Origin of the sequence: uncultured Mailhella sp. (assembly GCF_905187505.1) — a bacterium.
Classification (GTDB): Bacteria; Desulfobacterota; Desulfovibrionia; order Desulfovibrionales; family Desulfovibrionaceae; genus Mailhella.
The window spans coordinates 22002-35878 of record NZ_CAJJIC010000001.1; the positions used below are offsets into that span (position 1 = coordinate 22002).

The 13877-nt window shown below is 61.8% G+C and carries 11 protein-coding genes; 7 read left to right on the plus strand and 4 right to left on the minus strand.

The features are described from left to right. Position 1: 1 nt before the first annotated feature. From QZZ60_RS00110 to QZZ60_RS00120, 3 genes are all read right to left on the minus strand, one after another. Positions 2-961, minus strand: a complete 960-nt coding sequence (locus QZZ60_RS00110) for an ACP S-malonyltransferase (protein WP_295636146.1) — start codon at positions 959-961, stop codon at positions 2-4. Between the two features lie 205 nt (positions 962-1166). After that, positions 1167-2150, minus strand: coding sequence for a class II fructose-bisphosphatase (gene glpX, locus QZZ60_RS00115; protein ID WP_295636148.1), 984 nt, complete (start codon positions 2148-2150; stop codon positions 1167-1169). A 398-nt stretch (positions 2151-2548) separates the two neighbouring features. After that, positions 2549-3598, minus strand: coding sequence for a Smr/MutS family protein (locus QZZ60_RS00120; protein WP_295636150.1), 1050 nt, complete (start codon positions 3596-3598; stop codon positions 2549-2551). Positions 3599-3973: 375 nt separating this feature from the next. On the opposite strand from QZZ60_RS00120, the gene purM reads away from it, so the two are divergent. From purM to QZZ60_RS00145, 4 genes are all read left to right on the plus strand, one after another. After that, the gene (gene purM / locus QZZ60_RS00125; RefSeq protein ID WP_295636152.1) at positions 3974-5026 is read left to right on the plus strand and encodes a phosphoribosylformylglycinamidine cyclo-ligase; all 1053 of its coding nucleotides are present in this window, start codon (positions 3974-3976) and stop codon (positions 5024-5026) included. Then, positions 5019-5471: a DUF523 domain-containing protein gene (locus QZZ60_RS00130; RefSeq protein ID WP_295636154.1), complete on the plus strand. Its 453-nt coding sequence runs from the start codon at positions 5019-5021 to the stop codon at positions 5469-5471. The genes purM and QZZ60_RS00130 overlap by 8 nt, the downstream gene beginning before the upstream one ends. Then, positions 5468-7609, plus strand: coding sequence for a pyridoxal phosphate-dependent aminotransferase (locus QZZ60_RS11410; RefSeq protein WP_367119396.1), 2142 nt, complete (start codon positions 5468-5470; stop codon positions 7607-7609). The genes QZZ60_RS00130 and QZZ60_RS11410 overlap by 4 nt, the downstream gene beginning before the upstream one ends. A gap of 661 nt (positions 7610-8270) precedes the next feature. Next, positions 8271-9878: an AAA family ATPase gene (locus QZZ60_RS00145; protein WP_295636156.1), complete on the plus strand. Its 1608-nt coding sequence runs from the start codon at positions 8271-8273 to the stop codon at positions 9876-9878. A 222-nt stretch (positions 9879-10100) separates the two neighbouring features. Here the strand turns inward: QZZ60_RS00145 and QZZ60_RS00150 are convergent, their stop codons facing one another. Further along, entirely contained in the window at positions 10101-10577 is a 477-nt protein-coding gene (locus QZZ60_RS00150; RefSeq protein ID WP_295636158.1) for a 23S rRNA (pseudouridine(1915)-N(3))-methyltransferase RlmH, read from the minus strand. A gap of 719 nt (positions 10578-11296) precedes the next feature. On the opposite strand from QZZ60_RS00150, the gene yedF reads away from it, so the two are divergent. From yedF to QZZ60_RS00165, 3 genes are read left to right on the plus strand one after another with little or no spacing between them, the layout of a single operon-like run. Continuing rightward, a complete protein-coding gene (gene yedF, locus QZZ60_RS00155; RefSeq protein WP_295636160.1) occupies positions 11297-11899 on the plus strand; it encodes a sulfurtransferase-like selenium metabolism protein YedF in 603 nt (200 codons plus the stop codon). A 60-nt stretch (positions 11900-11959) separates the two neighbouring features. Continuing rightward, on the plus strand, positions 11960-12745 hold the full coding sequence (locus QZZ60_RS00160; RefSeq protein ID WP_295636162.1) for an acyl-CoA dehydratase activase: 786 nt from the start codon (positions 11960-11962) through the stop codon (positions 12743-12745). After that, positions 12742-13875 (plus strand): double-cubane-cluster-containing anaerobic reductase, encoded by a 1134-nt coding sequence (locus tag QZZ60_RS00165; protein WP_295636164.1) that lies wholly within the window; start codon positions 12742-12744, stop codon positions 13873-13875. The genes QZZ60_RS00160 and QZZ60_RS00165 overlap by 4 nt, the downstream gene beginning before the upstream one ends. Positions 13876-13877: the final 2 nt, after the last annotated feature.

The window sequence follows — 13877 nt, forward strand, 5'->3', positions numbered from 1 at the left end:
GTTATCCTTCAAATGCATCAACGGCGTCTTTATTGGGTATGTGAACGGTGGTGTAGCTGCCGTCAGCCACGTCCGCAGCCACGAGAATCGGACGGACCATGCGGGTAAGCACGCCCTGGGGACCGAATTCCACCCAGCGGCGCACGCCGTCCCTCCACTGGTTGGAAATGGTGTCCACCCAGCAGACGGAAGAAGTCATCTGACGACGCATGGCGCCGTGCAGCGCCTCAGCATCGCTCAAAGGTTCGCCGTTGATGTTGGAATAAATGGGGAATCTCGCGTCATGCCAGTCCTGCTTGTCCAGCAGCTTGGAAAATTCCGCCGAAGCCTCGGCCATCATGGGCGTGTGGAAGGCTCCGCTCACGGCAAGAGGGAAGCCCTTGGCGCGCGGATTCTCGGCCTTGAGCTTTTCGGCTGCGGCCTCCACGGCCTCACGGTGTCCGCTCAGCACGAACTGAAGCGGCGTGTTCTTGTTGGCCACGCGCACCAGCTTGCCGGTGCTTTCGGAAACCTCTCTGGCGGCGGCTTCCACCTGTTCCTGAGAGAGGCGGATCATGGCGCACATGGTGCCTATGTGTTCGGGATCCACGTCGGCCATGAGACGTCCGCGCAGCGAAACGAGTTCCAGAACCTTGTCCATTTCAAGCACGCCGGCCGCGGCCAGAGCGCTGAATTCTCCCAGGCTGTGACCGGCCGCGCAGGCAGGAGAAAGCCGGTCGGCCACGCTCAGCCAGAGCGCAAGGTTGACCACGGTGATGGCGGGCTGAAGATTGCGGGTTTCGGCCATGAGCGTGGCGTCGTCGCTCTCCCAGTATATTTCGCGCAGCGGCAGGCCGCTTATGCTTTCCGCCTTCTTCCAGATATCCATGATATCGGAAGACGCCTCGGCGAGACGCCTTCCCATGCCAGATGCCTGCGCCCCCTGACCGGGGAACAGGATGGCGGTCTTGACACTGTTCATTTCCATACTCCCTGACTGGGTGTTATGGGTCATACGCGCAGGCCGTCCGAACACGGGGGCTGCGCCATAAAAAAGCACGTTGTCTGCGCAGGGCTGGGCGATGCGCAGACCGCGCCGCCCGCGCCCGGGAAGATTCCGCGGCGTCGGACGCTTACTGTCTGCGTTTTTGGCACCCGCCGGAGCCGTTTTCGGCCCCTGCGGAAATCTAGTCGTAACGAACGGAGCTGAACTTCATCAGCCGTTCCCAGTTATGGTGGGATTCAATGTAGCGGAAGGTGCCGGTCTTGGCACGGATGACCAGAGAATGGGTGACGGCGCCTCTGCCGGAATAGCTCACGCCGCCGAGGAAGGTTCCGCCGGAAATGCCGGTGGCGGCAAAAAAGGCGTCGTCGGCGCGTATGATGGAATCCACGGTAAGAATCTCATCCAGTCTTGTACCTTCCGCAATCATGGCCTGCCGCTCGGCGTCGGACTGCGGGTCGAAGCGGCCGAACATCTGACCGCCCACGCCCTTGATGGCGCAGGCAGAAATCACGCCTTCGGGAGTTCCGCCGGTGCCCATCATCACGTCGACGTCCACGCTGGGGTCGGCCACCATGAGCGAGCCCGCCACGTCGCCGTCGGTATGCAGGGTGATGCGCGCGCCGGTCTTGCGGATTTCCTCGATGAGTCCCTTGTGCCGGGGCTTGTCGAGCACGAACACCACAAGGTCGTTGATGTCCTTGCCCACGGCACGGGCCACGGCCTGAAGGTTGTCGGACACGGGAGCGTCGATGTCCACCACGTCGCGGGCTTCGGGGCCCACCACGAGCTTCTTCATATAATAGCTGGAGCCGGGGTTGTACATGTAGCCCGACTTGCATGCGCCTATGACGGCAATGGCGTTGGGACGCCCGAGCGCCAGCAGATTCGTGCCTTCCACGGGATCCACGGCAATGTCGATGGCAGGCCCCGTGCCGTCGCCGACTTCCTCGCCGTTATACAGCATGGGGGCCTCGTCCTTGGCGCCTTCGCCTATGATGACGCGACCCTTGATGGAAAGGGAGTCAAAAGACAGACGCATGGCGTCCACAGCCGCGCCGTCCCCGTCTTCCTTCGCACCCTTTCCCAGCCAGCGGGCCGCGGAAAGAGCTGCGGATTCCGTTACACGGAGCAGATCGAACGCCAGATTTTTTTCAGGAGCTTGCATATCGTCCTCCCTCGGAAAGGGGCTGTTGCATAAAGAAAGGCCCAGACGCAGGCCTCAATGGCATAACTATAGCCGAGCCCGCGTTTTTCATCAAGAGTAAAGACTTTGACGCAATGCTACGGCCGCGCCTGAAATGTCCGAAAGTTTTTACAGCGGACGTCCTTGCAGAAAAAAGGTCCCGGAGGCACCCTCATGAGACAGCGAGGAGGCCGCCTTTCTTCCCGGGGCCGTCGGCGCAGGCGGAGCTTCACGCCGCCTCGTCGACTCCCTTCCTCGGACGGGGAGACCTGCGCATTCTTCTTTACTCTCCGCCGGACGACGGTCTTGTGACTTGCGGCCGGCAGCATAAAAAACGGGCAGACGTTCCCGGAATCTGCCCGCCATGAACACGCTTCGCATCAGGAGTAAAGGTCGGGATCCGACGGCATGACGTCCCAGCGGATCTTTCCGTAGCTCTTCTTGCGTCTGCGTATGAGCACATAGAAGGCTCCCGCGCCGCCGTCTTCCTGCTTTGCGGTGCAGAAGGCCAGCACCACGCGCTTGAAGGGGTCCTGGGTAAGCCACTGCTGCACGCGGGAACGCAGCACGGGCACGCCGTTCACCGAATTGAGTCCTCTGCCGGTGACGATGAGCACGGTTCTCGACCCTTTGTAGTAGGCATTGCGGAAGAAGCCCACCAGATTCTGGAAAGCCTGCTCGCAGTTGAGCCCGTGCAGATCGATATGCGCTTCGGGGCTGAACTGACGGGACTGGAGCTGGGAAACAATCATGAGATCCAGCCCGACGACATGACCTTCGGCGTACTCCGCAGTGCTCGCCACCGAAAATTCCACCTTGCCTTCCATGAAGTCCTGCAGAGGATGACGAGGATCCGTCACCGGCACGAGCGGAGGTTCGGGTTCCACAGGCACGTCGCGCCCCTTGCCGTTGAGCGGCACCGTTCCCTTGATGGCGCTGAAGAAATCACGGCTGTCATCGGCATCCGCGCCCTTTCCGGCGGCCTCGGCCATGAGCGCCGAGTCGTCGCGCCGACCTATGCGCGCGCCGGCAAGCGCCATGGCCGTCAGCGTGGCGGGTTCCTTTTCCTCCTCCGGCTCGGGCTTGGGCGCTTCCTGCGTCTTCCTTTCCGACTTTTTCTGCAAAAGCTTCTTCACGCCCTCATGTTCCAGCGCTCTGGCAAAGCTGTCGTTGTCGCCGTCCGAAACGCTTCCGGCGCGCTTTCCTGCCGCTCTGCCCTTCGGGGATTCAGGCGAAGACAGCACACGCACGTTTCCGCCCATGGCCTGCATGAAAAGCTGCTCATCGGCGTCCAGAGCGACGGCTTCGGCGTCCCTGTTCTTCACCACCGTTTTGGCACGGCGCTGCTTTTTCTCGTTGTCTCGTTCATTGCGGGAAGGAAAGTCCCGCGCATTCAGTCTGGAAAACGGATTGGAAGCATCTTTGCTCATGGGAAACCGCCTTGAAAATAGGAATTCATGCCGCTCGGGCCTGTCATGTTCTAAATACTCCTCGGGGAAATGCAAGAGGATGAGCTTCCCGACGCCCGGAAGAAGCGCCCCCCAAAGAAGGACGGAGGCTCCTCATCCCGCCTTTTTCCGCTCCGCAGGGCAGGCCGTCCGCAGAACGCCCGCCGGGCGGAATCCATTTAAAAAACTTGGCAAACGGAACGGAAGCGACTATTAATACGAGGCACCTGCACAAACGATTTCCCGGGGAAATGCCGCGCGCAAAAGCCCTTCACAGGCCTGCGCTGCGGGAGGCAGGAGCAAACGCAGGACGGCCCGACCGCAAAAGGCGGACGCCTTCAAACAGGAGATACGACCATGAGCTTTTCCCGTTCCGACGCATACGCCTCCGCCGGCGTCGACATCACTGCCGCCAACGAACTGGTTTCCCGCATCAGGACCATGGTGGCCAGCACGCAGACCCACGGCGTCCTTTCGGACATAGGCGGCTTCGGCGGCCTGTTCCGTCCCGACATCACGGGCATGCAGGCTCCGGTTCTCGTGGCGGGCACCGACGGCGTGGGAACCAAGCTCAAGATGGCCTCCATGTTCAACAGACATGACACCGTGGGCATCGACCTTGTGGCCATGAGCGTGAACGACTGTCTGGTTCTCGGCGCAAAGCCCCTGTTCTTTCTTGACTACTTTTCCTGCGGCGAGCTGAACGTGGAGCAGGCGACCACCGTCGTCGGCGGCATCGTCGAGGGCTGCAAAATGAGCAACTGCACGCTGCTCGGCGGGGAAACGGCGGAAATGCCCGGCATGTACGCCAACGGAGACTATGACCTGGCGGGCTTCTGCGTGGGCATCGTGGACGGACCGAACATCGTGGACGGCTCCACCATCAGCGTGGGCGACGTCATCATAGGCCTGGCCTCTTCCGGTCTCCACTCCAACGGTTTTTCCCTCGTGCGCAAGATCTTTGAAGAGAGCGGCGCAAGGCCCGACGACATCGTACCCGGCACCGACCGCACCTTTGCCGACGTGCTGCTCACGCCCACCGTCATCTACGCCGATCAGGTGAAGTCCATCATGCGCGACCTGCCCATCAAGGGCATGGTCCACATCACGGGCGGCGGCTTCTACGACAGCATTCCCCGCGTGCTTTCGCCCTCCGTGTGCGCAAGCATCCGCTTCTCGAGCTGGGAACGTCCCGCCATCTTCAACTGGCTGAAGGAACAGGGAAATCTCACCTGGCCGGAAATGCTCCAGGTCTTCAACTGCGGCATAGGCTACATCATGATCACCGACCGCAACACGGCCGACGACATGCTCCCCCGCTTCAAGTCCATGAATACGGACGCGTGGGAAATAGGCACCATAGTCCGGCGCAAGGACAACCAGGAACAGGTGGAGATTTCCTTTGACTGATTTTCCCAAACCCTGTCGCTATGTGGTGAGCGCCTGCCTTGCGGGCACCCCCTGCCGTTATGACGGACGCTCGAACCTGCGCCCGGAAATCGCCGCGCTCGTGGAGAGCGGCGAGGCCGTGCCCGTGTGCCCCGAGGTCCTCGGAGGACTGCCCACGCCCCGCACGCCGAGCGAACGGCGGGGAGAGCGCGTCGTGTCCGCCGAGGGGGACGACGTCACGGGAGAATTCTCGGCCGGGGCCGAAGCTGCGCTCTACATTGCCGAGGAATGCGGCTGTTCGGCCGCCGTTCTCAAGGCCCGCTCTCCTTCCTGCGGATGCGGGCGCATTTACGACGGCACCTTCACCCACACGCTTGTCGACGGCGACGGACTCTTCGCCGCCCTTCTGCGCAAAAAGGGCTTCCAGCTCTTTACCGAAGAAACCTTCTCTGCGGAAAAGGCATGAAGCGCGGCGTTCTTCTGGTAGCCTACGGCTGCGGCAACATTCGCGGGGCTGCGGCCCTGCGTGCCGTGCAGGCCGCCACGCAGGCACGCTTCCACCTGCCCGTCCGCTGGGCGTTCACGTCCGAAGCCATGCGCCTCAGACTCGCAAGCTCCCGCACGAAGTCCGACTCCGTTCTCAAGGCTCTGAAGAGAATGCGCTATGAGCGCTACACCCATGTCGCCGTGCAGCCTCTGCATCTCATCCCCGGCATGGAGTACGACGGGGTGGCCGCCGACTGCCGCGTCATAGCGGAAGAAGGCAGCATGACCGTCAGTCTCGGCCGGCCGCTTCTCTCCAGTCTCGATCCTGAAGACCCATGCGTGGCGCAGGCCGCCGGAACGCTTCTCAGACACATTTCTCCCCTGCGCTCTTCCAGTGAGCCCGTGGTGTGCATGGCCCACGGCAGTCGTCATGAATGCGACATTCTCTATCGGCGCTGGGGCGATGCCGTGCGCGCGCAGGATCCGCACATTCATGTGGCGTGCATGGTCGGTTCCGGCATGGTTCGCCCCGACGAAGCCACGCTGGAATCGCCCGCCTTCGACGGGCTCGACATGCTGCTGCCGCTGCTTTCCGCCGAAGCCGCCCCCAGCGGCCGGATCTGGCTTCTGCCGCTGCTTTCCGTGGTGGGACGACACACGCTGGAAGACATGGCGGGCGCGTCCCCCTCATCATGGAAAAGCAGACTTGAAGCCGCGGGCTTCCGCGTACAGGCCGAGCTCAGGGGCCTTGCCGACGATCCCGCCTTCGTGGATCTGTGGCTGGACCGGCTGGATGCGGCACTTACCGCTCTGAACGCCGCTGCCGGAAACGCACGAGCCTCCCGCGCCGCGTCCGCCCAGTCTGTTTCCGCATCGAAACTCTTTTTTCCCGCTTTCTTTCCCTCATTCAAGGAGACTGCCATGTCCGCTTCCGTTCTCAGCTCCGCCATGGAGCAAAATCTTTCTCAGGGATCCATGATCCGGCGGATGTTTGAAGCCGGCATCGAGCTGCGCAAGAAATACGGCGACGACGCCGTGTGCGACTTCAGCCTCGGCAATCCCGACCTCGCTCCGCCCGCCGAAGCGGCCCGCGCCATGAGCGCCCTTGCCGCCCGTCTGTCCGAACCCGGCATTCTCGGCTACATGCCCAACGGCGGATTCGGCTGGGCTCGCGAAAAGCTGGCCGCATGGCTGAGCGACCAGCAGAAGACGCCCCTCAAGGCTCGGCACGTCATGCTCGGCTGCGGCGCGGCAGGCGTGATGAACGCCTTTTTCCACACCGTGCTCGAACCCGGCGACGAAGTGCTCACCGTGGCTCCCTTCTTCGGCGAATACCGCTTCTACGTGAGCAATCACGGCGGCACGCTGCATCCTGTTCCCTGCCGGGCCGAAGACTTCGGTCCCGACGTGGAGGCCCTTGCCGCCGCCGTCACGCCCCGCACCCGCGCGCTCATCATCAACTCCCCCAACAACCCCTCCGGAGCTGTCTACTCCAAAGAAGACATCATGAGCCTCGCCGCCATGCTGGAAGAAGCCTCGAAGCGCATCGGCCGCATCATCTATCTCGTGGCCGACGAACCCTACCGCTTCCTTGCCTACGACGGCATCGACGTGCCCGCCGCGCTGCCGCTCTACCGGCACAGCGTGGTCATCAGCTCCTTTGCCAAGAACTACGGCATGGCCGGCGAACGCGTGGGCTACATCGCGGTCAATCCCGACATGGAAGATGCCGACAAGCTCATGGACGGCCTCATCTTCTCCAACCGCGTGCTCGGCTTCGTGAATCCGCCCGTGGTGGGTCAGTACCTCATGGCCGAATGCCTCGGCACCTCCACCGACGAGGCCCTCGCCATCTACACCTGCCGCCGCAACAAGCTTGCCGCCATCCTCGCGGACGCAGGCTACGAATTCACGCCGCCCAGAGGCACGTTCTACTTCTTCCCCAAGGCCCCCGGCGGTGACGACAAGGGCCTCGTGGAACGCCTCACGAAGAATCTCGTGCTTGCGGTCCCGAGCTCCGGCTTCGGCTATCCCGGTTACATCCGTCTGTCCTTCGCCGTGGAAGACGCCGTCATCGAGCGTTCCGCCGAAGGCTTCCGCAAGGCACTGAAAGGCTGATCTTCCCTGTCCGAAGGCGCATCATGCGTCTTCGGACAGCCTTTTCCCCCTTCCGCCGCATCCCCGCTCTTCCCGTCCGTTTCTCCGAGCTCGCGCCGCGTACGAAGCCCCCCCCTTCCACGGCACGCCCCGACTTTCTGCCCCTCTCATGCGCCGACAGCGAAGAGGATTCCCGAACCGTCCCTCTTTCTGAAGGCGCAAGCCCGAGTCCGCCGTTCTGACGGATAAAACACGCGGGAATCCCGGCCGCACCCTCAGGGACAACGCCTGACTTTTCAGTCGTTTTCCCCCTGCCGGAACGCCACGTACCGGTGCTTTTCGCGCCGCACCCGATGCCGCGTCGTCTCCCGCGACGCCCGATCCGTCGACGACCGGCTCAGCACCGACATGGTGCCCCGGATCGCGACAAGGCTCGCCCTCTTCCCTGCAAACTTCATTCGTCTCTCCCCGACGTCCTCGAAGTCTTCCCTCAAACTTCCGCTTCACTCTTCGTCACACCGATCGTAAAAATACGTTTTCCATTGACACGGCATCGTTTTTTTGGTTAATAAATCAATTTTTAATTTATCATTAAGTAAATTTATTCTTGACTTTTTATCCGTTTTCAACGAAAGATGTTGCTGTCGGGGACTGCCCGGTCAACCTTTTTTCTGGTGATACGATGCTGGAATATCTGCGCATACGCGGTCTTGCGCTCATCGACGACATGGAGCTGGAGTTCGGCGACGGCATGAACGTGCTCACGGGTGAAACCGGCGCCGGCAAGAGCTTCATTCTCAAGGCCATCAACTTCGTCCTCGGCGACCGGCTCACCACCGACATGGTGCGCCCCGGGCGCGACAAGGCGCAGGTGGAAGCGCTTTTCACGCGACGAGGCGCACAGGGAGAGGAAGAAGTGGTGCTTCGTCGCGAGCTTTCCGCCTCTTCCGGGCGCAGCCACTTTTTTCTCAACGGATCCCTCACCTCGCAGGATGCCGTGCGCGCGCTTCGTCCCGCGCTGCTCTTTCACGTCAGCCAGCACGGTCAGCAGCGGCTGCTTCAGCCCTCCTATCAGGCGTCGCTCATCGACTCCTTTCTTCCCGATCCGTCGCTGATCGGCCGCAAGGACGCGCTCGTGCGGGAGCTCAAAGAAGTGGCGGAACAGCGGCGCAGGCTTCTGGAGCGCATGGAAATGCTGAGCGAGAAGCGCGAGCTTCTGGAAATGCAGCAGAAGGAAATCGAACGCGTCGCCCCTGAGGAAGGCGAAGAAGAACGCCTGGAAAAGGCCCGCGCGGAACTCAAGAACGTGGAGCACCTGCGTTCACAGTACGAGCAGGGGCTCGAGCTCATGCTCGGCGGCGAAGGAGGAGGCCTCTCCACGCTGCTCGGCGAGCTGGAACGCCTGCTCCATGCCCTCTCACAGGAAGACGAAAGCTTTTCTCCCTCGCTGGAATCTCTGATGAACTTCGAGGAGGAGGCCAGGGAGCTCACGCGGCGATTCCGCAGCACCCCCGCATCCGACGGCGAGTACGACCCGGACGAGCTTGAGGCAAGACTCTACGAGCTTTCCCAGCTCAAGCGCCGGATGCGCCGCAGCATACCCGAAATTCTGCGCCTGCGCGACGAAATCACCGAGAATCTTTCCTTTCTCGACGCCTGCGGACTGGATCTGCACCGACTGGAAAAACAGGAACGCGAACTGGCCAAAAAACTTCATGCGACGCTTGAAGAATGCAACGCCCTGCGCAAGGACGCCGCTTCGCGCTTCTGCGCCGCGCTGGAAAAGGAACTGGCCGGACTCGGCTTTTCCGAGCGCGTTCACGTGGAGCCGGAACGCACGCCTCACGAACTGTGGCCGCAGGTGGAAGACAAGGTAAAGGTCATCTGCCCCGCCTGCATGGAAGACCGCTACCGTCTGCTCTGGGCACCGAATCCCGGACAGCGCCCCCAGCCTCTGGACAAGATTGCCTCGGGCGGCGAACTCTCCCGCTTCCTTCTCGCCGTGGTGGGCATACAGTCCACGAACGAAGACGCCACGCTCATTTTCGACGAAGTGGATGCCGGCGTGGGCGGCATCACGCTGAACCGCGTTTCCGACCGTCTGAACGATCTTGCCTCGCGCCGTCAGCTTCTCATCATCACGCACTGGCCGCAGCTCGCGGCGCGGGCGGCCCAGCATTTTCAGGTATCCAAGGAAGTGCGCGGCGACGAAACGTTCACGCTCTGCCGCCCGCTGGATGCGAAAGCAAGAGAAACGGAACTTCGGAGAATGGCGGGCGAGGAAGGCTAACGACAAAACTTTCCGGCACGGCCCGGCTCTGCGCAGGCTGCAGGCAGTCGCGGCCGTGCTGCGAGCGGGCGGGCAAACGGCGAAAAAGACGCCGGCCCTTCGTTGACAGGTGACTCACTGCCGCGAACGACAGACGCACGAACCAGGCGGCACACAGGTCTCGGCCGTGTCGCCCTGCCGCCGGAATGGAAGGCACGCTTCGCGTCCCCTGCTGACATCACCTCAGTCGTGATGATACGGCATGTTGCGGATCAGCGTTTCCGCCCGGTAAAGCTGCTCAAGGAGCACCACGCGGGCCAGCTCGTGCGGCAGGGTCTGCGGGCCCAGCGCCATGAGATGTCTCGCCTTCTCCCGCACGCTGTCGTGCAGGCCGAAAGGCCCTCCCACGATGAAGCACGGACGACGCGTCGCATCCGAGGACAGTCCTTCCAGAAACCGTGAGAAGTCCCGGGACGTCATGGAACGCCCCTTTTCATCGAGGCATATCACGATGTCCTGAGGGGCAAGGGCGGCGAGTATGCGCTTTCCTTCCTCCTCCACGCGCCTCGCGATCGGAAGCGCGGGATCGGAATCGCGGATGACGGTGTCCGTCACCTTCCTGAAGCGGGCAAGCCTTTCCAGATAATGGGCCGCCGCATCCTTCCAGAAAGGCGCATGCGGTCTGCCGACGGTCATGATTCGCAGGGGTTTCAAGCTCATGAGGCTCTTATAAGCGGAGCCTGCGCCGGAAGCAAGTCCAAGCTCCGCCCATGCCTCCCGTCTTCCGAAAGGGACAAGAAATTCTGCATCTGTCCGGTGCCGCTTTCGGGAACGGCGGTCGCCCGGAAGAACCATGAACTCGTCATGAGCCTTTCATCGCAGCATGATGAAAAAGGCAAAAACGGCGAAATGAGTCTTGACAGTTTCACAGCATCTTGAATAAGAATCATGAAGTTGATGACAACATCCTGAATTTTTTTTCATCCGTGTCGCGCATCAGGCGCGCACGTTGGCCAAGCATACGTTGCCCGTTCAGCCATGATGACGTCCATGTACAAGATTCCCTTCACCTGACTCTCCCGCTTCTGTGACGGGAAGAGTTTCTTTCTTGGACATCAACGGTTCCGGCAGCGCTGATTGATTTAATTCCGATCTCGCCGCTTCGACGCTCTTTCCGGTCACCTGCCCGGAAGGAGCGTTTTTGTTGCGGACTCGCGACGACGCCTCTGTCCTTTCTTCCCGAAGCGACGGCTTCCCGGCACCAGACATGAAGAACCGATCGCCCGGCGTGCCCCCCCCCGGCCCGTCATCCCCGTTCTGCCGCAATGCGCCTGTCCGCAACGCCGTCTTCCCTTGCTCCGCATCCGCAAATCGTGCGGAGCATGTCCCAGAGATTCCGCATTCATCATTCTTCACCTGCAACCCTTTTTGGAGGTCCCATGTCCGTTTCTCTTGATTGCCGAGGCCTGGCCTGCCCTGAACCTGTCATACGCACCCGCGACGCTCTGAAAGATTCTCCCGACCTCGTTGAAGTCTGCGTGGACAACGTGCCCGCCACGGAAAACGTCAGTCGCTTCCTCGGCCGTTCCGGCTACGTCACGGACATCAAAAAGACCGGCGACTCGGAATGGAAGGTCTGCGGCCGCAAGGCAGGCATCAACTGCGCCGAGGCCGAAGACATCATTGCCGAGGCTGGCCCCTCGCGCTCCGGCAAGACTCTGGTGATGCTCACCTCCGACGTCATCGGTTCCGGCAGCGACGAACTCGGCGCCAGACTCATGGCAAACTTCCTCGCTACGCTGCCCGAAATGAATGAGCTTTGGCGCATCGTCATGGTCAACGGCGGCGTGCGCCTCGCTTCCACGCCCGGCAAGGCTCTGGATGCCCTGAAGAAGCTGGAAGCGTCCGGCGTGAGCATCCTTGTGTGCGGCACCTGCCTTGAATTCTTCCACCTCACCGAGCAGAAGCAGGTCGGCGAAACCACCAACATGCTGGACATCGTCACAAGTCTCGACCTTGCCGACAAGGTCATCCGTCCGTAACAGCATCCCGCCGTCGCGCCTCCATGCCGAGGCGCGACGCGGAAGAACAGGAGAAACATCATGCCGGTGGCAGGCGTCGACGTAGGCTCGGTGGCCGCAAAAGCGGTCATTCTGGATGAACTCACCAACAACGTGCTGGCCCATGCGCTCGTGCCCACGGGCTGGAATCCCCGACAGGCAGGCGAAGACGCCCTTGACTGGGCATGCGCACAGGCCGGGGTGGACCGCCCGGCGCTGACGCGCGTCACGGGAACGGGCTACGGACGCATAGCCCTGCCCTTTGCGGACAAAACCGTCACGGAAATCACCTGTCATGCTCTGGGGGCCGTGCATCTCTTTCCGGGCACCGGCGTCGTTCTGGACATCGGCGGCCAGGACAGCAAGGCCATTGCCGTAGATGCCGACGGATCGGTACAGGACTTCGTCATGAACGACAAGTGCGCTGCCGGAACAGGCCGCTTTCTTCAGGTGCTTTCCGGCATTCTGGGCATGGACGTTCAGGCTCTGGACGAGGCCGCGGGTCGGGGCAAGCCCGCGGACATTTCCAGCATGTGCGCCGTGTTTGCCGAAACGGAAATCGTCGGTCTGCTGGCGCAGGGCGTGAGTCCCGAAGACGTGGCCGCCGGAGTGTTCCGATCTCTGGCAAAACGCATGGTCTCGCTTTCCAGACGCATCGCCTGTCGCGGCGAGTACACCTTCACAGGCGGACTCGCCACGCTGCCGGCCTTTGCGCGCTGCCTGTCCTCGGAACTCGGCACCACCGTCAATGTGGCAAACGATCCTCAAAACACAGGCGCACTCGGCGCGGCGCTCATTGCCGCGCGCCTTGCTAAGGAGAACTCATGAGCTATCCCAGCGTTGAACGATTCAAGGACGTCACCGACCGCAACGTTCTGGCCCTTCAGGAAGCGAAGCAGGCCGGAGTGAAGGTAGTCGGTCAGTACTGCATATACTCCCCTCTGGAAATCGCCCTGGCGGCGGGTGCCGTCCCCGTTTCGCTGTGCGGCACGAAAAACGATTCCATTCCACCCGCGGAGAGCATTCTTCCGCGCTCGCTCTGTCCGCTCATCAAGAGCAGCTTCGGCTTTGCCCTTGAGGACAGCTGCCCGTACCTCGCCGCCTCCGACATCGTCGTTGCCGACACCACCTGCGACGGCAAAAAAAAGATGTTCGAGCTTTTGTCCGAACGCAAGAGCATGTTCATGCTCCAGCTTCCGCAGATTCAGAACGAGCCCGCGCTCGCGTACTGGAAGGGACAGTATGAGCGTCTCGTCCGGGAACTCGAGCTGCGCTTCGGCGTGGTCATAGGAGAAAAGGAGCTGCGCTCGGCCATACGCAAGGCCAACCGCTTCCGCCTCGCCCTCAAGAGCGTGCTCGACCTCGCGAAAAAAAAGCCCTCGCCGCTTTCCGGCATGCAGCTCATGGAAATCGCGCACCGTGCCTCCTTCGTGCCTGACTGGGACAAGGCCACGGAACTGCTGGAAGACATGGCACGGGAAGTCGACGCTTCCGGCGAAAGCCCCTTCGCCGCCTCCGCGCCGCGCATTCTTCTTACCGGCGTGCCCGTGGGGCTCGGCTCCCACAAGGTAGTGAAGCTGCTGGAAGACTGCGGGGCAAGCGTCGTCTGCCTGGACAACTGCTCGTGCTACAAGAAGGTACGTCTCATGATCGATGAGAATGCCGATCCGCTGGATGCCCTTGCCTCCCGCTACCTCGACACGCCCTGTTCGGTCATGTCGCCCAATCCGAACCGCTACGCCGTGCTGGAAAATCTGGCCGCGGAATTCCGGGTCGACGCCGTGGTCGACCTCACCTGGCAGGGCTGCCAGACCTATGACGTGGAATCGTGGTCGGTCAAGAGATTCGTCCGGGAGAAGCTGCATCTTCCCTTCCTGCAGATCGTCACCGACTACTCTCCTGCCGACACGGAGCAGCTCAAGGTCCGCGTGGAAGCCTTCCTTGAAATGCTCCGCTGAGG